The following is a 24,206-nucleotide window of genomic DNA, read 5'->3' on the forward strand; positions in this document are numbered from 1 at the left end:
GGCCAATACCGAATGGGAGCGCTCCCGGAGGTAAGTGGTGCGCCCCCTGCCCCCCCACACCCATCGCGGAGGACCCGCATGCAACCGTCACATCACCAAGTCCGCAGAGTGCGTGCCCTGGCCGGTGCGCTGCTCACCTCACTCGTCGCGCTGGCCGCGCTGCTCACCGGTGCTTCGGCGTCCCACGCCGATACGACGATCTGCGAGGCGTTCGGCTCCACCACGATCAAGGGCCGTTACGTCGTGCAGAACAACCGCTGGGGCACGAGCGCACCCCAGTGCATCGCCGTCACGGACTCGGGCTTCAGGATCGCCCAGGCCGACGGCTCAGTCCCCACGAACGGCGCCCCGAAGTCCTACCCGTCCGTGTACAACGGCTGCCACTACACCAACTGCTCGCCCGGCACGAGCCTCCCGGCCCGGCTCAACACCATCTCCGACGCCCCCACAAGCGTCTCCTACAGCTACGTGAGCGGTGCGGCCTATGACGCCGCCTACGACATCTGGCTGGACCCGACGCCCCGCACCGACGGCGTGAACCGCACCGAGATCATGATCTGGTTCAACCGCGTGGGGGCGGTACAGCCGGTGGGCTCGCCGGTAGGTTCCGCCACCGTCGCCGGACGCCAGTGGCAGGTGTGGTCGGGCAACAACGGCACCAACGACGTCCTGTCCTTCGTGGCGCCGTCGGCGATCGACAGCTGGAGCTTCGACGTGATGGACTTCGCCCGGAACGCCGTCTCCCGCGGACTCGCCCAGAACGACTGGTACCTGACGAGCATTCAGGCCGGCTTCGAGCCCTGGCAGAACGGCGCGGGACTGGCGGTGACCTCGTTCTCCTCCACTGTGAGCCTCGGCGGCAATACCCCCGGCCCAGGCGGCCCCAGCGGTCCCTCGGCGTGCAAGGTGACCTACGGTACAAGTGTGTGGCAGGGGGGCTTCACCGCCGACGTCACCGTGTCCAATACGGGTTCCTCCCCGGTCAACGGCTGGAATCTCACTTTCGCGTTGCCCGCCGGACAACGGATCACCAACGCGTGGAACGCCGGCATCTCGCCGTCGTCGGGCGCGGTGACGGCCGCCAACGCGGCGCACAACTCGTACCTCGCGCCGGGCGGCCAGGCCTCCTTCGGATTCCAGGCCTCCTACGACGGCAGTTTCGTCAAGCCGACCGCATTCAGCCTGAACGGCACTCCCTGCACCACTGCCTGACGGCTTGGGACGGATCACCCGAGCCCGAAGCCGGCCGGTCAACCGTTGAGCACTCACCGGACTCGAGTCGTGACATGTCCGTCCACCCGGGACCCGCCCCATCGGCCTCCGCGCCGACAGGGCGGGTCCCGCTCCCTTTCCCCCTACGGACACCGGACGTTGGACCGTGACGGTGGACGTTGGATGGCTGCAAGGCCCGCACCAGGCGATGGGCGTGCAGCACAATCACTCATGAACCACGCGAACCAGACGCCCTCTTGACCGACGATGCGCGGGCCACATGCGGAAGCCGTGTGCCTGGTTCCGTCGGTCCGTAAGATCGGTGATCTCTTGGGGAGGTGGTCATGGGCAGGCGACGCCCCGGCACACCGACGCTGGAAGAGGTTGCCGCTCACGCCGGGGTGGGGCGGGGCACGGTTTCCCGCGTCATCAACAACGCGGCCGGCGTGAAGGACTCGACGCGCCGGTCTGTGCAGCGAGCCATCGAGGAACTGGGGTACGTTCCCAATCTCGCTGCCCGTTCCCTGGCCGGGCGGCGAACCGATGCCGTCGCCCTCGTGCTGACGGAGCCCGACTGGAGATTGTTCGCGGAGCCGTTCTTCTCCGAGATCGTCGGCTCGCTCGGTGACGTGCTGGCGGATACCGGAATGCAGCTGATGCTCACCCTGGTCCGCTCGGACGCCGAGCGCCGGCGCTTCCTGGAGTACGCACGCGGCGGCCGGGTCGACGGGGTCCTGCTGATGTCCGTGCACGCGGCGGACCCGCTCCCGGACATGCTCGCCGAGGCGCGCGTACCGACCGTGATGCTGGGGCGCCGCTCGGGCGACGAGCGCGTCAGCTACGTGGACGCAGACAACGTCGGCGGCGCACGCAGCGCCGTCTCCTACATGCTGTCCCAGGGCCGCACCGTGATCGCCACCATCACCGGCCCGTTGGACATGTACGTCGCGCAGTGCCGGCTGCGCGGCTACCAGGACGCTCTGACGCTGGCCGGCCTAGAGCACGCGCAGTCCCTGGTCGCCGAAAGCGACTTCACGCAGGACAGCGGCCGCCGCGCCATGACGGAACTGCTGGAGCGGCACCCGGGGATCGACGGCGTCCTCGCCGCCTCGGACACCACGGCGGCGGGGGCCATGGAAGCGCTGCGTGCCGCGGGACGGCGTTTACCCAAGGATGTCTCCGTGATCGGCTTTGACGACTTCCCGCTGGCTCAGTGCACCGAGCCACGCCTGACCACAGTGCGTCAGCCCCTGGAGGAGATGGGCCGGGCCATGATCCGACTCCTCCTGGAGGACATGGAGGAGCCGTCCGTGGCCTACCGCCACGTCATCCTCCGGACGGAGCTGACGGTCCGAGACTCAGCGTGACGAGACCCCAAGCGCCCGGCCGCTGACGCCGTACGGCCTGAGGGCCTGCGCGCCTGAGAGAAGGCTGCCGTGCGGGCCGCACCGACGCGAGACGGCGATTCGGGAGCGCTCCCAAAAGCAGTCCACCTCCGCCGTGTCCGGGCCCTGGGGCGTCGTCAGAGTTGTCACACGCGAGGGGTGTACTGGTCCAGGATCGCCCGCAGCCGCTCGAGTCCCCCGGCCTCATGCAGGCCGCGCTTGGGCAGGACATCGACGCACATGATGTTGGGATCCCGGCTGAGCAGGACAAAGTGATTTGCCGTTTCGCGGTAACCCTGGAAAACGGACCACTTCTGGATCAGTGTGCTGTGGTCGGTACGGCATGTGATCCCGGCCGGAGACACGGTGGCGCGGTAGTCGCCCTGCCATCCGACGAGCCGCTGCACCTGGGCGGCTTGCAGCCGCGGGTACCCCCACACCAGTAGGACGACCAGCAAGAACAGTACCGTCGGGACCACGTCGACACTCCCGCGGCCGACGATGGAGACGAGCCACTGCCCTACCCACAGGACGAGGAACACGACCCGCAGCAGCAGCCCGGCCCGCTTGATTCGCTCGCGGACCCGCAGGCCGACCAGGGCGTCGGCAGACTGGGGCCGGTACGTCAGTTCAACTGCGGTCCGCTCGTCCACGACATTGTCAGAGGCTTCCGCATGGTTGGTGCGTTGGTTGCTGTGGCCTTCGGCCATGGTCCCTCCCGGTAAAAGACATGTGGATCATTACGAATTGAAGTTCGCCCGGCCCGGGTCGAAGACCTTCGCTCATCGACAAGGACTGCACGCGCCGGAGCCGGTGACCACCACCGTGCTTCGTGCAGTTCTGGTGACAGACAGCCCCGAGTCGGTCTCCAGCATCGCCGGCGCCGTCTGGAACGCATCGAACGGCGGGTGGATGCGGCCGCCGTCGCCAAAAAAGAAGACCGGTGGGCCAGAGGGGGCGACCCACCGGAGTCCTGGCCGCGCCGATCAGCCGGCGTACACCCGGCCCTCCTTCACCAAGTAGTTCACCGGGTCCGAGCAGCCGATGGACGGCGTGACCAGCAGGCTCACCGTGAGCGGCGCGGGCTCCGTGCTCGCGGTCGAGAACTCGCAGACGGCGCCCCTGCCCGTGAGCGGGTACCAGAACCAGCCGTCCACATCGCCTACGGTGACCAGGTCGGTCTTCTTCCAGGCGCCGCCGCTCTGCTTGTAGACCTGGAGTTCCACGGTGGCGGCGTACTGGTCCTCCGGTGACTGCAGGGCGGTCAGGGTGATCTTGTAATCGCTCCCGAGGACGGACGAGGCGATCTGCTTCTTCTGCTGCGCCGCTGCCGACGTGTCGGCACTGGACGCCCCGGCGCCGGCGGTTCCCAGGACCCCCGCCATCAGGAGAGTGAGGGCCGCGGTGGAAGCGCGACGGGTGCGGACGCGGTTACGGATGCCCTTGCGGACAGAGCTCATACGTTTCCCCCGTTGGGTGCAGTGTGCGCTCGATGGTCATCGTGCTCCGTACGGAAGTTTTGACGACTCACCAGGCCCAAGGGTTGTACGGCTGTACGGTCTCGCGCTCGGCTTCATCTGGCGGTGTGTGACCTGTGCCTTCCCCGCTGTCTCAAGCTGCTTCATCGGTTGGGCCGTCTCAACTCCACTGGGGGGTACGTTCGTCGTCAAGACGGAGATCAGTTGGTGTGGCGGAACGCCCAGTGCCTCCTGCGCGATGGCGGGCAACCCGGCACCGGCCTCGTTGCCCCAGCCGCCGCGCTGCTGCTCCTCAGCGTGATCATGTCGGTATTGCTGTTCGTCCCGATCAACAACCAAGACGTCGACACCTGACAACCGGCCCGCAGACCAGAAGCAGCAGACGAGCCGCTGGAACCGCTTCCACTGCGCCCCGCGTCGCCGTCCTCATCGCCGCTTTCGCCTGCCTGGCGGCCGCCGTCATTTGAGTTCCCGGGCCGACACGCGCTGGTGGCGCGCGATCCCCGCTCCCGGGGAGGCAGCGGACGACCAACCTCCCGACGTCCGGGAATGCGACTGCCGCTCAGAGCCGCCTTGGGCGGATTGTTGGCTGGCATGGACACTCCGCACACCGGCTCGGTGACCGCAGGGCAGCCCCCGATCGCCGACCCGGACCCTGAGCAGCCGGGTACATAGGCGGCGACCGCGACCCCTACCGCTGCCACGAACGTGCCTGGGAGACTGGCAAATAGAGGTTTTTCTACCCTTGGGGGATCAATGATCAGATTCGGTACGAGAGCGCGGGTCATGTCCGCGATCGCGATTGTCGTGGCGGCGGCCAGCACCGTGACGGGCGGGGCGGGTGTGGCGTCGGCGACAGACCCCAACGACGCGCCGCCCGGCTACGCGGGTCCGTTCTCGTACTGCCAGGGCAGTCGATACGACGCCATCCAGCTGGGGGACGGTCATGCCTACGTCGACGTCTGGAGGATCTCCGGAGGCAGCGGCCAACTCTGTGCGATGACCTACGACGTGGCAGATGGAGAGCACGGCATGGGGGTCACCATCCGGCGCACAGACTGGAAGACCACCTGGTGGGATGTTGGGATCTACGACAGGTACGCCGGGGCGATCTACGTCGGCGGTATGGAGGGACGCTGCGCCGAAATCAGCGGGTTCGTACAACACGACGACGGTCGTGTGTACTCCAACAGTGAGGTCATCTGCCACTGACCCACATGTTCGTCGCGTTCGCCCCCGGGCTGGCCGGACGCCCGTGCCGACCAGCCTCACATGCGGCGGTGCGCCAGGAGACTGCTCCAGGATGCCGAGGTGTCGGGCGGGGGGCCAGTGGCTTCAGGCGCGCAGTCCGGAGGTGAGGCGGCGGGCTTCGTTGCGGCTGATGGTGCGGCGTCGTTTGCCGGCGGCGTAGCAGTCGCCGCGGTGGATTTCGACGGGCGGTCGCCCGTCACCGATGAGTTCGCCGATCCAGTCCGGGGCGGCGGACGCCTCTGCCGCCCCTGTTCCTGCTCGACATCCCACGGCCGCGCCGCTGGGCGGGCCCGCGGCCGGTGGCCCCGCTCTCCCCGTTTCGGTGACGGTGCGTCACGCCTTTGACCAGCATGCCCTGGATGGCGCTGCTCTGCAGCCCATGCGCGACGACCAGGTCCAGCAGCGCCGCCCGGGGCAGCGCCTGCCCACCGACGAGATCCGGCTCCTGGAACAGACCGACGCTGACGACCTCTCGTCGCGGGCCGCCCCCATGTCTGAGGACCCGCGCCAGAGCCCGTGATCGTTTGCCCGCCGTCATACCGCGCATCCGATCAGAGTCCACAACCCGGCACGCCAAGACCAGGACAGTACCGTCGGGTTCGAATCGATGGCCGACGGCATCATGGCCGAGCTCGTCGAGTCTGACGAACGTGGTGAGGCCGGACTTCCTGACCTGCGCTTCTGCGTGTGCGCATTATGTGCGGTAGGCGTTACGGCGATACCTAGCGCCCCGAAGACCCGACCTCTGTCGCCTTCACCTGGGCTATGACGGCGATCTCGGTGACTTCCCGGTCCGCATCTCGGGCGTGGCGACGCTGACATTGACGGTCACTGTGGGGGCCGTCAGGAGAGCTGTGGTGGTGACGATCGCCGTGCGCCTGCGGACTATGTGGCTCTGGCCGCACATCTCAACTCCAGTGTGCGTGAGGTGGGTTGCTCCCTCTGCGGAGGTCGCGACTCCAGACTCTCTCTGCGCTGGGTAGGGCCCGTGCAGCAGACGTACAGGGGGCGCCCAAGACGCGTCCAGAACGCGGCGATCCCCGGGCCGCTCCGCAGGCCCGTCCGCCGGCGGGCTGGTCTTGGGGCGTGCCGGCCGAGGGCGGCTCACGACTATGCCGGCCGGTGCGACGGCGGCGGCGCAGTGCTGTCGCGTACGACGAGTTGCGTGGGCACGAGGGTGAGACCGTGTTCTGTCGTGTCGCGCCGCATCTGCCGTAGGACGCCCTCGACACAGCGGCGTCCCACTTCGGCGAAGTCTTGGTGAACGGTGGTCAGGGGAGGCAGGAAAGAGCCGGCTTCGGGGATGTCGTCGAAACCGATCACGCTGACGTCGTCCGGTACTTTCCGGCCCCGCTCGTGCAGGGCCCGCAGGAGGCCCAGTGCCATCTGGTCATTGGCGGCGAACACCGCGGTGCACTCCTCCTGAGATGCGAGTTCCAGGCCGGCTCGGTAGCCGGACTCCGCCGACCAGTCCCCCCGTACCAGGGGCGGCGGGGTGTGGCCCGCCTCGGTGAGTTCGGCGCGCCAGGCGTCGGTGCGGCGCTGTGCCGCGTAGGACTCCTCGGGACCCGCGAGGTGCCAGACCGTGCGGTGACCGAGGTCGAGCAGATGGCGCACCGCGGTGCGCGTTCCGCCCGCCTGGTCGGTGTCGACCACGGTGTACCGGTCGCCGGCGTCCGAGTCGGCCACGACGACCTGGACGTTCGGTGGCAGGGAGAGGGTCACCGCATCGAGCAGGTGCACTTCCTGGATGATGATGATCGCGTCCACGGCCAGTTCCCCCAGACGGGAGAAAGCACCGCGCACCTCGTCCTGCGTGGGGACGGCGATGGGCAGGAGCGTGACAGCGTAGCCCTCGTGCGCCGCGGAGTTGGCGATCGCCTCCAAGGTGCGTACGTTTCCTGTGGTGGAGAGCCCGAAGGTGATGACGCCGATAGTGCGGAACTCGCCGCGCCTGAGCGCCCGGGCGGCGCTGTTGGGCCGGTAGCCCAGCTGCTTCATGGCTGCAAGGACCTGCTGCCGGGTCTCTTCGTTCACGCCCGCATAGCCGTTGGAGACACGGGACACGGTCTGCGAGGAGACACCTGCCATCCGGGCGACATCCGCCATGGACGCGCCCTGCGTGCCACGGGCGGCCCGTTTCCTGGTACGCACCACTGCCTGCTGCATGCTCGCCGAGGGCCTGTCCACTGTGTCCACCCGTATCCGCTCGCTGCCTGAGCCGCGGTTTCCCAGCCGACCCTTGACCATCGTCTTCGGGGCAGTGTAGAACAGGCCGCCATCAGATGTTTACGTAAACATTCTAACTCGTGGTTGCCTGTTGAGGCGAGATGTTTACGTAAACATCCTCGGCGGTGCCCGCGCCGGTTCCGAGATGGACGAGCGAGGAACGATATGACGACGCTACAACCGCCGGTGGTCGCGAGACGACGGCCGGCCCCGGTCCCGTCTCCGACGAGACGGAGTCGCCGCGCCTGGACGGGGTGGGGGTTCATCGGCCCCTTCGTGATGGTGTTCGCCCTCGTCTTCCTGGCGCCGATCGTGTACTCGATCTACCTCAGTCTGTTCCGGGACCAACTGATCGGCGGCACCACCTTCGTCGGCCTGGACAACTACACACAGGCGCTCAAGGACGACCAGTTCTGGGCCTCGCTCGGCCGGGTCTCGCTGTTCTTGGCCGTCCAGGTACCGATCATGCTCGGCATTGCCCTGCTGGTCGCCCTTGCCCTGGACAGCGGTCGCCTCTATGGCAAGGACTTCTTCCGCATCGCGATCTTCCTGCCGTACGCCGTGCCCGCCGTGGTCGCCACATTGATGTGGGGCTTCATGTATGGCACCCGCTTCGGCCTGGTGGGTGACATCAACGAAACCTTTGGTGTCACCCTGCCCGACCCGCTCTCGACGGACCTGGTCCTGGCGTCGATCGGCAACATCGTCACCTGGGAGTTCGTCGGCTACAACATGCTGATCTTCTACTCCGCGCTGCGGGTCATCCCGAACTCGCTCTACGAGGCCGCGGAGATCGACGGCGCCGGGCAAGTCCGTGTCATCACCGCCATCAAACTCCCCGCCATCCGCGGGGCGCTTGTCATCGCGACGATCTTTTCGATCATCGGCAGTTTCCAGCTCTTCAACGAGCCGAACATCCTGCGGCAGCTGGCGCGCAATGCCATCACGACGGACTACACCCCGAACTTCTACACGTACTCGCTGTCCTTCAACGGCCAGCAGCACAACTACTCCGCTGCGGTCGCCATCATCGTGGGGCTGATCACCATGGTCATCGCCTATGTCGTGCAGCTCCGCGGCATGCGCAAGGAGGTGTGACCCGATGAGTAGCACGAGCACCCCCGTCCCCACCCCCTCCCAGCCCGCATCCATCCAGGCCGCCGGCGCGACCAAGGGTGCTCCCCGTCTGCGCACCCGCCGCCGGAACGTTCCGGGGCGCCCCAAGCGCAGCGTGCTGCTGACCGTGCTCACCGGCCTGCTGCTGCTGTACACAGTGGTGCCCTTGGTGTGGCTGGTCATCAGCGCCACCAAGACCCAGGAAGGGCTGGCCGACTCGTCCGGGCTGTGGTTCGCCGACGACTTCGCCCTGTGGGACAACATCAGCCAGACGTTCACGTACAACGACGGCATCTTCTCCCGCTGGCTTCTGAACACTCTGCTGTACGTCGTGCTCGGTGCCGGCGGTGCGACCTTCCTGGCGATCCTGGGTGGCTACGCGCTGGCGAAGTTCAACTTCCCCGGGAAGCGCGCCGTCTTCGCCGTGGTAATCGGTGCTGTGGCCGTCCCGGGAACCGCCCTTGCGGTGCCCACCTTCCTGATGTTCAGCAAGATCGGGTTGACCGATACCCCGTGGGCGGTGATCATCCCCTCGCTCGTCTCTCCCTTCGGCCTGTATCTGATGTGGGTCTTCGCGACCGAGGCCATCCCCGTCGAACTGCTGGAGGCCGCCCGCATCGACGGAGCCGGCGAGGCGCGCACGTTCTTCCAGGTTTCTCTGCCGCTGCTCGCCCCTGGCATCGTGACCGTTCTGCTGTTCGCCACGGTCGCGACGTGGAACAACTACTTCCTGCCGCTGATCATGCTCAAGGATCCGGACTGGTACCCCCTCACCCTGGGGCTTAGTGCCTGGAACTCCCAGGCCGAGACGATCGGTGGCGACGTGATCTTCAACCTGGTGATCACCGGTTCGCTGCTCACCATCGTGCCGCTGATCGTCGCGTTCCTGCTGTTGCAGAGGTACTGGCAGTCCGGTCTCGCCGCCGGAAGCGTCAAGGAATGACCCGCCCTCAGGCCCCCACCTCAGCCTCATCTCTTTCACCCTCGCTCTGACCCGCCCACGAAGAAGTGGAAGCCCCTCCATGCTCAGAACCGCCGGCCGCCTGCTGCGCGGCATTGCTCTCCTCTCCGTCCTCGCTCTGGGGGCGACCGCCTGCGGCGGCCCCGGCGAAGACAGCTCCGTCCAGGAGCCGGTCTCCGCCGAGGACATCCAGGCTGCCCTGAAGAAGGGCGGCACGGTCACGGTCTGGGCCTGGGAGCCCACGCTCAAGACGGTCGCAGCCGACTTCGAGAGGAAGTACCCGAAGGTCAAGATCAACCTCGTCGGCGAGCGGTCCGGCGACAAGCACTACACCGCCCTGTCGAATGCCATCTCGGCCGAGAAGGGCGTCCCCGATGTCGCGCAGGTCGAGTACTTCGCGCTGGGGCAGTACGCCCTCACCAAGGGGCTCACCGAGCTGGCCGCCTTCGGCGCCGACAAGCTCGCCGGCAAGTACACCCCGGGTCCGTGGAACGCCGTGAGCGAGGGTGAAAAAGTCTACGGCTTGCCGATGGACTCCGGGCCCATGGCGCTGTTCTACAACAAGAGGATTTTCGACAAGTACAAGGTCGCAGTGCCGACCACTTGGGACGAGTACGTCGAGGCGGCCCGCAAGCTGCACTCGGCCGACCCCAAGGTCTACATCGCCAACGACGCCGGCGACGCTGGCTTCACCACCAGCATGCTGTGGCAGGCCGGTTCGCGTCCCTACAAGGTCGACGGCACCAAGGTGAAGATCGACTTCGCAGACGCGGGCGCCAGGAAGTACACCAAAACCTGGCAGCCGCTCCTTGACGAGAAGCTGCTCGCGCCCATCGCCGGCTGGACCGACGACTGGTACAAGGGGCTGGGCGACGGCACCATCGCCACCCTGGCCACCGGCGCCTGGATGCCTGCCAACTTCGTCACCGGAGTGCCGAACGCCTCCGGTGACTGGCGAGCGGCACCGATGCCGGCCTGGACCAAGGGCGACAAGGCGAGCGCGGAGAATGGCGGCAGCTCCCTGGCTCTGCCCGCACTGGGCAAGAACAAGGAACTCGCCTACGCCTTCGTCGAGTACGCGAACGCCGGCGACGGCGTGCAGACCCGCGTCACGCAGGGTGCCTTCCCGGCGACCACCGCGGAGCTTCAGTCCGAGGAGTTCCGAAACACCGAGTTCAAGTACTTCGGCGGGCAGAAGGCCAACGAGATCTTCGCCGACTCCGCCGCCAACGTCGCCGACGACTGGTCGTACCTGCCCTTCCAGCAGTACACCAACTCGATCTTCAACGACACCGTCGGCAAGGCGTACGTCTCCGACACCAAGCTCTCCGAGGGCCTGAAGTCCTGGCAGGACTCCTCCGTCAAGTACGGCAAGGAGCAGGGCTTCACCGTCGAGTAGTCGAGGTAAGCCGTTACGCCGCCCCCTGTGACACCGGAAGGACCACCATGATCTCCACCCTCCTGTCCCAGCTGCACGGGCCGGACGGTGATCGCACCCCACGCCTCGCGTACGGCGCCGACTACAACCCCGAGCAGTGGCCTCGCGAGGTGTGGGAGGAGGATGTCCGGCTGATGCGTGAGGCCGGCGTCAACGTGGTCTCCGTGGGGATCTTCTCCTGGGCCCGCATCCAGCCGGCGCACGACGACTGGGACTTCACCTGGCTCGACGAGGTGATGGACCTGCTGCACTTGGGCGGCATCGGGGTCGATCTGGCCACTGCCACCGCGTCCCCGCCGCCCTGGCTCACCACGGCTTACCCGGAGATCCTCCCGGTGACCGTCTCCGGCGAGACCGTGTGGCCAGGGGCGAGGCAGCACTGGCGCCCCACCTCGCCCGTCTTCCGTACCCATGCACTTCGCCTGGTGCGGAAGATGGCCGTGCGGTACGCGGACCATCCCGCGCTGGTGGCTTGGCATGTTTCCAACGAGCTGGGCTGCCACAACATTTACGACTACTCGGACGACGCCGCCCGTGCCTTCCGTGACTGGCTGCGCGCCCGCTACACCACCCTCGACGGCCTCAATCACGCCTGGGGTACAGCGTTCTGGTCCCAGCGCTACAGCGACTGGGGCCAGATCCTGCCGCCCCGGCTGGCGGCCTCCCATCCGAATCCCACGCAGCAGCTGGACTTCAAGCGTTTCTCGTCCGACGCACTGAAGGACTGGCTGTGCGCGGAACGGGACGTCCTGCGGGAGATCACGCCCGGTGTACCGGTCACCACGAACTTCATGGTGATGGGCGGGACCAAGGGCATGAACTACCCGGACTGGGCAGGTGAGATCGACTTCGTCTCCAACGACCACTACGTCCGTCCGGGTCTTCAGGACAGGGACGAGCTGTCCTTCTCCGCCAACCTCACCAGCGGTATTTCCGGCGGCCGCCCGTGGTTCCTCATGGAGCACTCCACCAGTGCAGTCAACTGGCAGCCCGTCAACGTGCCCAAGCAGCCAGGTGAGCTGGCCCGTGATTCGCTGCTGCACGTCGCGCACGGCGCCGACGCCGTCTGCTTCTTCCAGTGGCGCCAGTCGGCGGCCGGGGCCGAGAAATACCACTCCGCGATGGTGCCGCACGCCGGGCCGGACAGCGAGGTCTTCCGTGCGGTCACCGACCTCGGGCAGACATTGCGGGCACTGGCGCCGGTCGCGGGCACCGAACGAGAACCAGCCCGGGTCGGCATCGTCTTCGACTGGGACTCGTGGTGGGCCAGCGAGCAGGACTCCCACCCCACATCCCTGCTCGACTACCACCAGGAAGCTGTGGACTGGTACGCCGCTCTCCTCACCCTTGGCATCCGGGCCGATGTCGTCACCACCAAAGCCGACCTCGGCCGGTACGACCTTGTGATCGCGCCAGTGCTGCATGTGATTCCCGCGCCGCTGGCCAAGGAGCTCACGCGGTACGTCGACAACGGAGGGCACCTGGTCACCACGTACTTCTCCGGTGTGGTCGACGAGAACGACCACATCTGGCTCGGTGGCCACCCGGGAGCGCTGCGCGACCTCCTTGGCATCCGCATCGAGGAGTTCGGTCCGCTGCTCGAGGGTGACACCGTCGAACTGGACGGCGCCGGAACGGGCGCCCTGTGGACCGACCGGATCACCGTCACCGACCCCGCGGTGGAGGTGCTGGCCCGCTACAGCACCGGGGCGTACGCCGGTCGACCAGCCGTCACCCGCCGTGCGGTGGGCCGGGGCACGGCCTCGTACATCTCCACCCGGCTGGGAACGATCGGTCTCGCCGGTCTGCTGACGGAGCTTCTCGCCACCGCCGGTGTGGAGAGCGAACTGCCCGCATCCGCGCGGGGACGCGTCGAGCAGGTCGTGCGCCGTGACGCCGACAGCCGCTACATGTTCCTGATCAACCGGACCGACGAGCCGGTACCGCTGACCGGACTCACCGGGAATTTCCTGGTCGGTCCGGCAGACACCGCGGGCCCGCTCGTTCTGGCGCCCAGGGAGGTCGCCGTCCTGCGACAACCCACCGCCTGACTCCCTCGAACGGCACCGCACCCGTTCGCGTTCGAGGGGCGACCCCGTCCTGCCCGCCGGGGCACCGAAGCGAGCACACATGAGTGGGGAGTACACGATGGCACGCCGTACCCGTACGCGACGCCTCCTAGGGGCAGTCGGCATCACCGCCCTGGCCACTGGAGCCGCCCTGGTTACCGCCCCGGCCGAAGCCGGACCCGCGGCCGAAGCGGCTTCCGTGACCGTCCAGCCCGACCCCTCGTACAAGCACGAGAAATTCGAGGGATGGGGCACCAGCCTGGTCTGGTTCGCCAACGCAACCGGCGACTACCCCAAGGAGATCCGCGAGAAGCTCGCCGACCTCCTCTTCGACGACGACGGCCTCGCCCTGAATATCGCCCGCTACAACATCGGCGGTGGCAACGCCCCGGACGTCAAGGACTACCTCCGGGCCGGGGGAGCGGTCGAGGGCTGGTGGAAGGCGCCGGCCGGCACCACCCGTGAGGACACCGGCTGGTGGAGCGCCGACGACCGGGGCGACTGGAACCCGGACGCCGACGCCACCCAGCGCTGGTGGGTGGACCGCATCAAGAAAGACATCGACCACTGGGAGACGTTCAGCAACTCACCGCCCTGGTTCATGACGACCAGCGGCTATGTATCCGGCGGCTTCGACGCGACCACCGACCAGCTCAAGACCGACTCCGTTGACGACTTCGCAGCCTATATGGCGGGCGCGACGAAGCGGCTGGAGAAGGCGCACCGCATCAAGGTCGACACCATCGATCCGTTCAACGAACCCAACACCGACTACTGGAGCACCCGTCTGGGGGCCGACGGTGAACCCGTCGGCGGGCGACAGGAAGGGGCACATACGAGCCCCGAACTCCAGCAGAAGGTGATCCGCGCGCTCGCCCAGGCGCTCAAGAAGTCCAGGACCGGCGCGGAGATCTCCGCGATGGACGAGACCAACCCCAACATCTATGCGCAGAACTGGAACTCCTACCCGCAGGAGGTGCGGGACCTCGTCGAGCAGATGAATGTCCACACCTATGGCACCGACGGCCGCACCAGCGTCCGCGACCTCGCCAAGGCGGATGACAAGCGGCTGTGGATGAGCGAGGTCGGAGGCGACTGGGGCGACGGGCAGGAGCAGGACTTCGAGGACATGTCGCCCGGCCTCGGACTGGCCCAGCAGATGGTCGACGACCTGCGTGAACTCGAGCCGAAGGCCTGGGCGTTCTGGCAGCCGGTCGAGGACTACGACAACATGAAGCCGGGCGGGGAGTTCCCCAAGGGCGGCAACTGGGGGAGCATCCAGCTCCCGTTCAGCTGCACTTCCAGGGACACGCTCGCCACCTGCCCGATCTACACCAACACCAAGTTCGACACGGCTCGCAACTTCACCCACTACATCAAGCCCGGTGACCGGCTGATCAAGGTCAACGACACCTCGAGCGCCGCTGCCGTCTCCAAGCGGGGAGACCGGGCGACGGTCGTCCACGTCAACAGCACCACCAGCGCCCGTAGGGTCACGATCGACCTGTCCAAGTTCGGTCACGTCAGCAGCAAGGCTACCGCGACCCCGGTCGTGACCAGCGTTGACGGCAAGCTCGAACGGCAGAAGCCCGTCCGGTTCTCCGACCGCGAGGTCACGTTCACCGTGCCGGCCGAGTCGGTGACGTCCTTCATCGTCAAGGGTGTCTCCGGTGTCGCCAAGGACGCCGCACTGCTGCAGAAGGGCCACACCTACGACTTGACCGGCGTCGAGAGTGGCAAGGCACTCACCGTCGCGGACAACGGCACCGGCCTCGTCATCAGGACCGTGGACGCGGCCGACGCCGGCCAGCAGTGGCAGCTGCGGCAGATCCGCGGTGACACCGGCAACCGGAAACGGTACGTGTTCACCAACCCGGCAGAAGGAAAACGCCTGACCGTCCGCGACGGCGTCCCGGTGCTGGAGGCCGACACCGGCCCATGTTCCAACGCCACCCAGTGGATCATGTCGACGACCGGCGACGGCACCTGGACCCTCGTCAACGCCGCCACCGGAAGGCTGCTCGAGGTCGGCGGCCGGGCCACGCACGACGGAGCCGCCGTCACGCTGTGGACGCCGAACTCCGGCTCCAACCAGCGCTGGAAGGTGTCCGACGTGTCGGCCCACACCGGGTCCCGGCCTAAGTAGCCGCTCAACACGCACCTGCAGCTGGACATGGCCGCCACCTTTCCGGCCGCCGCCCTCGGCGGTGAGCATGTCGAAGGAGTCGCTGCGTTGTGGCACTGACAACACTGCGGGCACCGCGGCGACGGCCGGCGCGGTGCCCGCGGCCAGGCAGCCGCTCCAAGAGGAACAGCACTACCCATCAGAACAACTCGCCCCGGGAGTACGTTGATGCGCCCCGACGCCCCACGAAGAAGCCTCACCCTCCTGCTCCTTCTCCTTCTCGGTCTACTTGTTGTGCCCGGCTGGTCCGCGCACGGCGAGCCGGCCGGTGATGACGACGCGTCCGCCGTCACGCTGGCCGCCCGTGCGCTCACCGTGCACGACCTCGACGACGTGCGCGGGAATCTCACCCTGCCCACGACCGGCTCCCGCTCGACCGCTGTGAGCTGGCGGTCCGCCAGGCCCTCGGTGATCGGCGTCACAGGGATCGTGCACCGTCCCAAGCACGGCAGGGGCGCGGAGAGGGTGCGGCTCGCCGCGACCGTCACCCGCGGCGACGCCCGGGCCACCCGCGCCTTCACCGCCACCGTGGCCGAGCTGCCGCGAAAGCAGAAATACACCGGCTATGCCTTCAGCTACTTCACGGGTGAGGGCACCGTGGACGGCGAACAGGTCCGCATGGCGCTCAGTCGCGGAAACGATCCGCTGAAATGGCGGGAGCTGAACGGCGGCAAGCCGGTGCTCTCCTCCACGCTCGGCGACAAGGGCCTGCGTGACCCGTTCATCGTCCGCTCCCCCGAGGGCGACAAGTTCTACCAGATCGCCACCGACCTGCGGATGTACGGGAACGGCAACTGGGACCAGGTGCAGCGCACCGGCAGCAAGTCGATCATGGTCTGGGAATCCACCGACTTGGTGAACTGGACCGATCAGCGCCTGGTGAAGATCGCACCGGACACAGCGGGCAACACCTGGGCTCCTGAGGCGTACTACGACGACAAGCTCGGCTCGTACGTCGTCTTCTGGGCCTCCAAGATCTACGCCGAGGATGACCCGCAGCACACCGGCAACACGTACAACAAGATGCTGTACGCGACCACCCGGGATTTCCGGACGTTCAGCGAGCCCAAGGTGTGGAACGACCCCGGCTACTCGGTGATCGATTCCACGGTGATCCGCGACAACGGGACCTACTACCGCTTCACCAAGGACGAGCGGAGCAACACCCCCACCACCCCTTGCTCGAAGTTCATCACCGAGGAGAAGTCGCAGGACCTGCGCTCCGTCTCCTACGACTTCATCGCCGACTGCATCGGCAAGGGTGCGACCGACAGCGGTGAAGGGCCAACGGTCTTCAGGTCGAACTCCGAGGAGAAGTGGTACCTGTTCATCGACGAGTTCGGCGGCCGCGGTTACATCCCCTTCGAGACCACCGATCTCGACTCGGGGAAGTGGACGACATCCGAGAACTTCGAGCTCCCGGCAAGCCCCCGGCACGGCACCGTACTGCCGGTGACCAGGGCGGAGTACGACCGGCTGAGGTGCGCGTACGTTCCAGAGGTCTCGGCCCCGGAGTCGATCACAGCGCGTCACTGAGGAACGTCAGCGGCCTGAACAGGCAACAGCGGCCCCTGTCCACCGTCCTGGTCGCCACCACTGAGGCGAACCCCCTGACGCTCCAAATTCAGGTCAACACGCTGAACTTGGCGGAGAATCCTGAGGGTGAGGGTGAGGGTGAGGAGCGCCGGGAGAAGTCGCGCTCTGGCCGGGCGGGGCAGGGGTAAGTGCAAGGGGCTGTTCCTTCCGGGAGCGGAGGGTGGTCGCGCGGGACGAGCCGGGCAGGCCTCCGGGAGGGAGACCTGCCCCGCCGGTACGCGGCGCGGCCGGGGCTACTCGAGGAGCTCCGCGTACGAGCCCATGGCCAGTGCGATGTCGGCCTGGGCCCAGAACCGCGCCCGCCGCGGGCATCGACGCCTAAGTGTGGCTGGAGCCACCTGGTGAGTCCGACGGATCCAGAAAGGAGATCCCGAACGACGAGGGCACTGGCTTCGACCGCATGTGCGACCCCACGTATGTGGGAAATCCGCGGAACAACAACATGTCCGGGGCGCTGCCGGACGCACCGCTGTGCGGGCACTGGTTCTCCGCCCCCTTCCAGGAACTCATGAAGAACGCACACCCGGCGCGGTAGTCCCTAAGCTGGGGCCAAGTTCCGATGTCCAGAGGTGAGTCGAAGCGCTTCGACTCACCTCTGGACATCCCCTGGACGCAGAACTAGGGTTGAAGGCCTTAGCTGCACCGTTACGTCAGAGCAGCGACTGTCGAAGCGATTCGCAGCCGAGTCCGGGAGAGCGGAAATGGTCACCCTTGCCGAGGTCGCCAAGCATGCCGGAGTCTCGGCCAGCACGGTTAGTTATGTCATCAGCGGCAAGCGGTCCATTTCGCTGGGCACCCGCGACCGGGTCCAGCGCAGCATCCAGGAGCTCGGCTACCACCCGAACGCGGGGGCGCGAGCCTTGGCCAGCAGCAAGTCCAACATCATCGCGCTGATGATGCCGCTGCGTACCGATATGTACGTCCCAGTGATGATGGAGATCGCGATCGCCATCACCACCGCGGCGCGGACCTACGGCTATGACGTGCTGCTCCTGACCGGCGAGGAGGGTTCCGCGGCCGTGCACCGGGTCACCGGGAGTGGCCTCGCGGACGCCATGATCCTTATGGATGTCGAGCTCGAGGACGAGCGCCTCCCGCTGCTGCGCGAGAGCGACAAGGCCGTCGTGCTGATCGGCCTGCCCGCCGACACCATTGGTCTGACCTGTGTGGACCTCGACTTTGCGGCGACAGGCGCGCTGTGCGCCGAGCACCTGGCCGAGCTCGGCCACCGCGACATCGCGGTGATCGGCGAGGCGCCTGCCGTCTATGAACGCCACACCGGATTCGCCGAGCGCACCCTGGACGGGCTGCGTGCAAAGAGCCGTGAGCTGGGACTGAGAATGTTGCACCGGCCCAGCGAGGGCGGGTATGCCGCGATGGCGGACACCCTCGCCCGGGTCTTCGACGAGCGGCCCGGCACCTCGGGGTTCATCGTCCAGAACGAGTCGGCCGTCGAGCCGTTGCTCGGCCTGTTGCGCCAGCAGGGCCGGGCGGTCCCGGAGGACGTCTCCGTGGTCGCGATCTGCCCCGACCAGGTGGCGCTGCAGGCCTCCGTGCGCCTCACCTCCGTCTCCATCCCCGCGCAGGAGATGGGTCGGCAGGCCGTGGAGCGGATCATCGCCAAGCTGGCCGGCGAGGGCGTGGACGGCGTCGACCTGATCGCACCGGAACTGACCGTGCGAGCCAGCTCGGGGCAGAACCCCCTCTGACCCGCACGGCGGCTATCACGTCAACCCTTGGCTCGCTGGGACACGGGGCCGAGACCGCTGGCTGGCTCTCTCTGCAGCAGGTGAGGTGACGTACCTGCAATATATCGAAGCGCTTCGACATTCGGTCAGCCCAGATGGATGCCAGGTCTCGGCGATAAGGCTCGTTCTCAATTCTTCGCATCAATCGAAGAGTTACCAGCACCTTCGGAGGGCGCGCTGCCAGGCGATCCGGAGGGCTTCCCCTTGACAGGGTAAGTCTGCATCCCACAGCATCGAAGCGCTTCGATTCGCACGTTGTCCCCGCAACGCCGGAGGGATCCGCCCGTGACCGAAAAACCACCACCCTTCCGCGACCCCGGGCTGTCCTTCGACAAGCGCATCGACGATCTCCTTGGCCGGCTGACGCTCGACGAACGGATCGCGTGCCTGCACCAGTTCACCCCCGCCGTGGACCGCCTCGGCATCGCCGCCTTCCGCACCGGCCAGGAGGCCCTGCACGGCGTCGCCTGGATGGGCCCCGCTACGGTGTTCCCGCAGGCGGTCGGCCTGGGTGCGACCTGGAACGAGGAGCTGGTCCGCCGGGTGGGAGCGGCCGTCGGCACCGAGGCGCGGGCCATGCGCTCCCGTGACGACCGGGTCGGGCTCAACGTGTGGGCGCCGACGGTGAATCTGCTGCGCCACCCGCTGTGGGGCCGCAATGAGGAGGGCTACTCCGAGGACCCCGTGCTCACCTCCGCGATCGCCGTCGCCTACACCCGGGGCCTGCGCGGCGACCACTCCGTCTACTGGCGCACGGCCCCCGTCCTCAAGCACTGGCTCGCCCACAACAACGAGACCGCCAGGGACACTTCGTCCTCCTCGATACGCCCCAGGGTCCTGCACGAGTACGACCTGCGCGCCTTCCGTGGAGCCGTCGAGGCCGGCTCGGTCGCCGGGGTGATGCCCGCATACAACCTGGTCAACGGCCGCCCCAACCACGTATCGCCATATCTGCGCGAGCACCTGCGCACCTGGACCGAGAGCGAGCTCCTGGTCTGCTCCGACGCGGGCGCGCCCAGCAATCTGGTGGACCCAGAGAAGTACTTCGACTCCCACGAGGAGGCCATCGCGGCCGCGCTCGTAGCGGGAGTGGACAGCTTCACCGACCACGGCACCGACCCATCGGTGATCACCGCGCGGATCCGCGGTGCCCTGGAGCAGGGCCTGATCGCCGAGTCGGACATCGACACGGCGGTACGCCGTCACTTCCATGTCCGCTTCCGGCTGGGGGAGTTCGACCCGGACCGCGATCCGTACGCGAGCACGTCCCTGCGCGACTACGACACCCCCGCCCACCGCGCCCTCGCGCAGGAGTCGGCCGAGCAGGCCGTGGTCCTGCTCAAGAACAGCGACGGGATGCTGCCGCTCGCCGCAGGCACCCGGATCGCGGTGGTCGGACTGCTCGCCGACACCTGTAAGACCGACTGGTACAGCGGCAGCCTGCTGCGCCGGGCCACTCCGCTCGACGGACTACGCGAGCGATTCGGAGCGCAGAACGTCACCTTCGCCGAAGGCGTCGACCGGGTGCGGCTGCGCTGCGCCAAAGGCGGCATCCGCGTGCCCGCGGCCGACGCGGCCGAGCCGGTGCGCGGCGCTGAGGGAGCCCTCGATCCCGCACTGCTGGCCGGGCGCACCGATCTGCCGCCGCTGACCGTCGGGGGCGAGCCCACCGAACTCGCCCTGATCGACTGGGGCGGCGACGCCTGGACGCTGCGTGCGCCCGACGGCCGGTATCTGTCGGTCGCCGACGACGGGTATGTGCGGGCGTCGACCGACGAACCCGGCGGCTGGGTGGTCCAGGAGACCTTCCGCCTGCAGCGTCACAGGAACGGGTTCCTCATCAAGCACATAGGGACGGATGGGTACGTCTCTGTTGCCGCCGACGGCCTGAAGGTTGCCGCCGAAGGAGAAATGTTCGAGATCGAGGTCGTGGAGCGCGGCGAGGAAGCCGTGGCCCAGGCCGCGGCCGACGCGCAAGCCGTGATCGTCTTCGCCGGGAACGACCCGCACATCAACGGCCGCGAGACCGAGGACCGCAGCACGCTCGACCTGCCACCGCATCAGGAGTTGCTGTGGCGCGCCGCCCGCACTGCGAACCCCCGTACCGCCCTCGTCCTGGTGTCGTCATATCCGTACGCGGTCACGGACGCCCACGCGGAACTGCCCGCCCTGCTGTGGACCGCCCACGGCGGCCAGGCCGCGGGCACCGCTCTTGCCCGGATCCTGGTCGGAGACATTTCGCCGGCCGGACGGCTGCCGCAGACCTGGTACGCGGACGACTCCGACCTTCCGGACCTGCTCGACTACGACATCATCGGCTCCCGCCAGACCTACCAGTACTTCACCGGCGTGCCGCTCTATCCCTTCGGGCACGGCCTGAGTTATTCGTCCTTTGCCTACGAGCAGCTGACGGCCGAGCGGGTAGGCGACACGGTGTGTGTCGAACTGACCGTTACCAACACCGGCCCGGTGGCCGCCGGGGAGGTCGTCCAGGTTTACGCGCGGGCCCCGGTCTCATCCGTCGTACGCCCTTCGCGGAAGCTTGTCGCTCACCGCAGGATCCACATCGAGGCCGGGGCGACAGCGCGCGTTGAACTCTCCCTGCCCCTTTCCGAGCTGGGCCTGTGGGATGTCGCCCGCGGCCGGTGGTGCGTGCCGAGCGGTACCTATGAGCTCATCGCCGGCGCCTCGAGTGCGGACATCCGCTGCGCCACCAAGGTCCCCATCGACGGAGCCGCGATCGCCGCCAGGCCGATGCAGGGGGCCGGCATGGCAGCAGTGGAGTACGACGAGCAGCGGGGGACCGTCATCGTGGACCTCAACACGTCAGCGGGCGACGCCGTGACCGCGACTGGGGGAGCGGAGGGCGAACTCCTCTTTCACGACTGTGACTTCGGCGACGGTGTCGGGGTCGCCACGGTTGTGGCCACGGGCGAGGGGAGCGTCGAGCTGACCGCCGGGGACGCGAGCGCCACCCTCACCGTTCCGCCCACAGCCGGGATTTACGCGTATACCTCCCGCACTGCCTCCTTCACCGCCTCGGGGGTACACAACCTGCGGGTGCGGCTGCGCGGCACCGTGCGGCTGGCGCGGCTCGCTTTCCCGGTCTCCGAAGCTGCTCTGCCTGCAGCGGGCGAGGCCCCCGACCAGTCAGCCACACCGATCCCGAGGAACCCCACTCGATGAAGTTCACCGATGGCTTTTGGCTCCTGCGTGACGGAGTGCGGGTCTCGTACGCGATCGAAGTACGCGATCTGCGCATGGCCGACGACCGATTTACGGCGTACGCGGCCGTCCACCGGGTGCGCGACCGTGGAGACACTCTCAACACCCCGCTGATCACCGTCGAATGCTTCTCCCCGGCCGAAGGAGTCATAGGCGTCCGCGCCACGCACCACGCGGGCAAGGAGCGCCGTGGCCCCGACTTCGACCTGCCGGGCGCACAGCCCGGCCCCGGCTTCGCCAAGGCCCGCCGCGACGGCACCGTCGCCGAACTGACCAGTGGCCCGCTCACCCTCCGCCTGGACGCCGCCGCACCCTGGAACCTGGAGTTCCTCGATGCCGACGGGCAGCGGCTGACCGCGGTCGAAGCGAAGGGCACCGCCTTCGCCACCACCGCGGACGGCGCCCACCACATGATCGGCCAGCTTGCCCTGGGCGTCGGCGAATACATCTACGGGCTCGGCGAACGCTTCACGCCGTACATCAAGAACGGCCAGTGCATCGACATCTGGCAGGCCGACGGCGGCACCAGCAGCGATCAGGCTTACAAGAACATCCCCTTCCATCTCTCCTCGCGCGGCTACGGCGTTCTCGTCAACCACCCAGGGAAGGTCTCGTACGAGATCGGCTCCGAGTCGGTTGGCCAGGTGCAGTTCAGCGTCGAGGACCAGTCCATCGAATTCTACGTCGTCGCGGGCCCGGCACCGAAGGACGTGCTGCGCCGCTACACCGCTCTGACCGGGCGTCCCGCGCTGCCGCCGGCCTGGTCGTTCGGGCTGTGGCTGACGACCTCGTTCTGCACGCCGTACGACGAGGAGACCGTCACCTCGTTCGTCGACGGCATGGCCGAGCGTGAGATCCCGCTGAGCGTCTTCCATTTCGACTGCTTCTGGATGCGCGAATATCAGTGGTCGGACTTCGAGTGGGACCCGGAGGTCTTCCCCGATCCGGAGGGCATGCTGCGCCGGCTCAAGGAGCGTGGGCTACGGGTCAGTGTGTGGATCAATCCATATATTGCCCAGAAATCCGCGCTGTTCGAAAAGGCGCGGGCGGCCGGCTTCCTGGTGAGGCGGCCGAACGGCGATGTGTGGCAGTGGGACCTCTGGCAGCCCGGCATGGCCCTGGTGGACTTCACCAACCCGGCCGCCCGCACCTGGTACACGGGCCTGCTACGCGGCCTGCTCGACCAGGGCGTCGACTGTTTCAAGACCGACTTCGGCGAGCGGGTGCCCACTGAGGTGGCCTGGTACGACGGCTCGGACCCCGAGCGGATGCACAACTACTACACGCACCTCTACAACCAGGCGGTCTTCGAACTCCTGGAGGAGGAGCGCGGCCCGGGAGAGGCGGTGCTCTTCGCCCGCTCTGCCACGGTCGGCGGACAGCAGTTCCCGGTGCACTGGGGCGGCGACTGCTTCGCATCCCTGGAAGCCATGGCCGAGTCGCTGCGCGGCGGCCTGTCGCTGTCGCTGAGCGGCTTCGGCTTCTGGAGCCATGACATCGGCGGCTTTGAGGGCACCCCCGACCCGGGGGTCTTCAAACGCTGGCTCGCCTTCGGTCTACTCTCCTCGCACAGCCGCCTGCACGGCAATGTCTCCTACCGGGTGCCCTGGGCGTTCGGCGAGGAAGCAGTGGCTGTGGCACGGAAGTTCACCCTGCTCAAGCACCGCTTGATGCCCTACCTTTACAGCGTCGCTGTCGAGGCCCACACCACCGGCGTGCCCATGATGCGCCCCATGGTCCTGGAGTTCCCCGACGACCCGGCATGCCGCACGCTGGACCGTCAGTACATGCTCGGCCCCGACCTGCTGGTCGCGCCCGTCTTCACCATCAGCGGGGAGGTCGAGTTCTACGTTCCCGAAGGGACCTGGACCCATCTGCTGACCGGCGAGGCGGTCCAGGGCCCGGGGTGGCGCCACGAGGTGCACGGCTTCGACAGCCTGCCGCTGTTCGTACGACCCGGTGCTGCACTGCCGTGGGGTGCCGACACCGAGCGGTCCGACAGTGACTGGCTGGCGGGCCTCACGCTCCTGGTCACCCGGGACACGCAGGAGGGTGAGCGGGTTGTGCCCGGTCACGACGGCGAACCTGCGGCCGTCTTCCGCGTGATCCGCGCCGACGACGAGCTGCGGGTGAGGGCAACCGGCACGCAAAAGCCCTTCACTGTCCGGGAATTGGGTGGGCGCGCGACCTCCGAGGGTGTGGGGGAGGTGGTGGTGCGACTCGACCGGAGCGGCCAGTGAGCGAACGAATGGGTCGTACTGGACCAGCATCCTCCGGATGGTTGACCGCGAAACGCTGGGCCTCTATGTTCCG

16 protein-coding genes and 3 pseudogenes are annotated in these 24,206 nt (G+C 67.6%); 15 read left to right on the forward strand and 4 right to left on the reverse strand.

The annotated features are described in order from the left end of the window. Nucleotides 1-78 precede the first annotated feature (78 nt). Nucleotides 79-1,212, forward strand: coding sequence for a cellulose binding domain-containing protein (locus ACFWM2_RS07345; RefSeq protein ID WP_383273915.1), 1,134 nt, complete (start codon nucleotides 79-81; stop codon nucleotides 1,210-1,212). 344 nt (nucleotides 1,213-1,556) lie between these two features. Next, nucleotides 1,557-2,579: a LacI family DNA-binding transcriptional regulator gene (locus ACFWM2_RS07350; protein ID WP_383273917.1), complete on the forward strand. Its 1,023-nt coding sequence runs from the start codon at nucleotides 1,557-1,559 to the stop codon at nucleotides 2,577-2,579. A 164-nt stretch (nucleotides 2,580-2,743) separates the two neighbouring features. Here ACFWM2_RS07350 and ACFWM2_RS07355 read toward each other — a convergent pair whose 3' ends face one another. Together ACFWM2_RS07355 and ACFWM2_RS07360 are read right to left on the reverse strand one after the other, a co-directional pair. Further along, complete coding sequence (locus ACFWM2_RS07355; RefSeq protein WP_383273919.1) at nucleotides 2,744-3,307, reverse strand: YcxB family protein; 564 nt, start codon at nucleotides 3,305-3,307, stop codon at nucleotides 2,744-2,746. A gap of 276 nt (nucleotides 3,308-3,583) precedes the next feature. After that, nucleotides 3,584-4,057, reverse strand: a complete 474-nt coding sequence (locus ACFWM2_RS07360; RefSeq protein ID WP_383273921.1) for a hypothetical protein — start codon at nucleotides 4,055-4,057, stop codon at nucleotides 3,584-3,586. A 270-nt stretch (nucleotides 4,058-4,327) separates the two neighbouring features. Here ACFWM2_RS07360 and ACFWM2_RS07365 point away from each other — a divergent pair. Both ACFWM2_RS07365 and ACFWM2_RS07370 read left to right on the forward strand, forming a co-directional pair. Further along, nucleotides 4,328-4,542 (forward strand): annotated as a pseudogene (locus ACFWM2_RS07365) (anthrone oxygenase family protein); the annotation flags it as partial. A gap of 319 nt (nucleotides 4,543-4,861) precedes the next feature. Then, on the forward strand, nucleotides 4,862-5,287 hold the full coding sequence (locus ACFWM2_RS07370; RefSeq protein ID WP_383273923.1) for a hypothetical protein: 426 nt from the start codon (nucleotides 4,862-4,864) through the stop codon (nucleotides 5,285-5,287). Nucleotides 5,288-5,410: 123 nt separating this feature from the next. Here the strand turns inward: ACFWM2_RS07370 and ACFWM2_RS07375 are convergent, their stop codons facing one another. Then, entirely contained in the window at nucleotides 5,411-5,596 is a 186-nt protein-coding gene (locus tag ACFWM2_RS07375; RefSeq protein WP_383273925.1) for a DUF6233 domain-containing protein, read from the reverse strand. 109 nt (nucleotides 5,597-5,705) lie between these two features. On the opposite strand from ACFWM2_RS07375, the gene ACFWM2_RS07380 reads away from it, so the two are divergent. Next, nucleotides 5,706-5,846: a hypothetical protein gene (locus tag ACFWM2_RS07380; RefSeq protein WP_383273927.1), complete on the forward strand. Its 141-nt coding sequence runs from the start codon at nucleotides 5,706-5,708 to the stop codon at nucleotides 5,844-5,846. Nucleotides 5,847-6,436: 590 nt separating this feature from the next. On the opposite strand, the gene ACFWM2_RS07385 is transcribed toward ACFWM2_RS07380, so the two are convergent. Next, nucleotides 6,437-7,495, reverse strand: coding sequence for a LacI family DNA-binding transcriptional regulator (locus ACFWM2_RS07385; RefSeq protein ID WP_383273929.1), 1,059 nt, complete (start codon nucleotides 7,493-7,495; stop codon nucleotides 6,437-6,439). Nucleotides 7,496-7,720: 225 nt separating this feature from the next. Between ACFWM2_RS07385 and ACFWM2_RS07390 the strand changes: the two genes are divergently transcribed. The 10 genes and pseudogenes from ACFWM2_RS07390 (at nucleotide 7,721) to yicI (ending at nucleotide 24,133) form a co-directional block, all read left to right on the forward strand. Next, nucleotides 7,721-8,653 carry a carbohydrate ABC transporter permease gene (locus ACFWM2_RS07390; protein ID WP_383273931.1) on the forward strand — a complete coding sequence of 311 codons (933 nt, stop codon included), beginning with the start codon at nucleotides 7,721-7,723 and terminating at the stop codon, nucleotides 8,651-8,653. 4 nt (nucleotides 8,654-8,657) lie between these two features. Continuing rightward, nucleotides 8,658-9,614 carry a carbohydrate ABC transporter permease gene (locus ACFWM2_RS07395; protein ID WP_383273933.1) on the forward strand — a complete coding sequence of 319 codons (957 nt, stop codon included), beginning with the start codon at nucleotides 8,658-8,660 and terminating at the stop codon, nucleotides 9,612-9,614. A gap of 79 nt (nucleotides 9,615-9,693) precedes the next feature. Continuing rightward, nucleotides 9,694-11,031: an ABC transporter substrate-binding protein gene (locus ACFWM2_RS07400; RefSeq protein WP_383273935.1), complete on the forward strand. Its 1,338-nt coding sequence runs from the start codon at nucleotides 9,694-9,696 to the stop codon at nucleotides 11,029-11,031. Between the two features lie 47 nt (nucleotides 11,032-11,078). Then, nucleotides 11,079-13,121: a beta-galactosidase gene (locus ACFWM2_RS07405; protein WP_383273937.1), complete on the forward strand. Its 2,043-nt coding sequence runs from the start codon at nucleotides 11,079-11,081 to the stop codon at nucleotides 13,119-13,121. A gap of 97 nt (nucleotides 13,122-13,218) precedes the next feature. Further along, nucleotides 13,219-15,285, forward strand: a complete 2,067-nt coding sequence (locus tag ACFWM2_RS07410; RefSeq protein ID WP_383273939.1) for an RICIN domain-containing protein — start codon at nucleotides 13,219-13,221, stop codon at nucleotides 15,283-15,285. 312 nt (nucleotides 15,286-15,597) lie between these two features. Then, a pseudogene (locus ACFWM2_RS07415) lies at nucleotides 15,598-16,848 on the forward strand (immunoglobulin-like domain-containing protein); the annotation flags it as partial. Between the two features lie 358 nt (nucleotides 16,849-17,206). After that, a pseudogene (locus ACFWM2_RS07420) lies at nucleotides 17,207-17,455 on the forward strand (cellulose 1,4-beta-cellobiosidase); the annotation flags it as partial. A gap of 166 nt (nucleotides 17,456-17,621) precedes the next feature. Next, nucleotides 17,622-18,629: a LacI family DNA-binding transcriptional regulator gene (locus tag ACFWM2_RS07425; protein WP_383273941.1), complete on the forward strand. Its 1,008-nt coding sequence runs from the start codon at nucleotides 17,622-17,624 to the stop codon at nucleotides 18,627-18,629. 324 nt (nucleotides 18,630-18,953) lie between these two features. Beyond that, entirely contained in the window at nucleotides 18,954-21,854 is a 2,901-nt protein-coding gene (locus ACFWM2_RS07430) for a glycoside hydrolase family 3 C-terminal domain-containing protein (protein WP_383273943.1), read from the forward strand. Next, complete coding sequence (yicI, locus tag ACFWM2_RS07435) at nucleotides 21,851-24,133, forward strand: alpha-xylosidase (protein WP_383273945.1); 2,283 nt, start codon at nucleotides 21,851-21,853, stop codon at nucleotides 24,131-24,133. The genes ACFWM2_RS07430 and yicI overlap by 4 nt, the downstream gene beginning before the upstream one ends. Nucleotides 24,134-24,206: the final 73 nt, after the last annotated feature.

Source organism: Streptomyces sp. NPDC058371 (assembly GCF_042723265.1).
Classification (GTDB): Bacteria; Actinomycetota; Actinomycetes; order Streptomycetales; family Streptomycetaceae; genus Streptomyces.

Bases quoted from the DNA above. Each gene is read 5' to 3' on its own strand.
- ACFWM2_RS07400 (WP_383273935.1), top strand. From the start codon at position 9,694: ATGCTCAGAACCGCCGGCCGCCTGCTGCGCGGCATTGCTCTCCTCTCC.
- ACFWM2_RS07425 (WP_383273941.1), top strand. From the start codon at position 17,622: ATGGTCACCCTTGCCGAGGTCGCCAAGCATGCCGGAGTCTCGGCCAGC.
- ACFWM2_RS07385 (WP_383273929.1), bottom strand. From the start codon at position 7,495: ATGCAGCAGGCAGTGGTGCGTACCAGGAAACGGGCCGCCCGTGGCACG.
- ACFWM2_RS07380 (WP_383273927.1), top strand. From the start codon at position 5,706: ATGCGCGACGACCAGGTCCAGCAGCGCCGCCCGGGGCAGCGCCTGCCC.
- ACFWM2_RS07350 (WP_383273917.1), top strand. From the start codon at position 1,557: ATGGGCAGGCGACGCCCCGGCACACCGACGCTGGAAGAGGTTGCCGCT.
- ACFWM2_RS07355 (WP_383273919.1), bottom strand. From the start codon at position 3,307: ATGGCCGAAGGCCACAGCAACCAACGCACCAACCATGCGGAAGCCTCT.
- ACFWM2_RS07390 (WP_383273931.1), top strand. From the start codon at position 7,721: ATGACGACGCTACAACCGCCGGTGGTCGCGAGACGACGGCCGGCCCCG.
- ACFWM2_RS07370 (WP_383273923.1), top strand. From the start codon at position 4,862: ATGTCCGCGATCGCGATTGTCGTGGCGGCGGCCAGCACCGTGACGGGC.
- ACFWM2_RS07410 (WP_383273939.1), top strand. From the start codon at position 13,219: ATGGCACGCCGTACCCGTACGCGACGCCTCCTAGGGGCAGTCGGCATC.
- ACFWM2_RS07360 (WP_383273921.1), bottom strand. From the start codon at position 4,057: ATGAGCTCTGTCCGCAAGGGCATCCGTAACCGCGTCCGCACCCGTCGC.
- ACFWM2_RS07395 (WP_383273933.1), top strand. From the start codon at position 8,658: ATGAGTAGCACGAGCACCCCCGTCCCCACCCCCTCCCAGCCCGCATCC.
- ACFWM2_RS07405 (WP_383273937.1), top strand. From the start codon at position 11,079: ATGATCTCCACCCTCCTGTCCCAGCTGCACGGGCCGGACGGTGATCGC.
- yicI (WP_383273945.1), top strand. From the start codon at position 21,851: ATGAAGTTCACCGATGGCTTTTGGCTCCTGCGTGACGGAGTGCGGGTC.
- ACFWM2_RS07345 (WP_383273915.1), top strand. From the start codon at position 79: ATGCAACCGTCACATCACCAAGTCCGCAGAGTGCGTGCCCTGGCCGGT.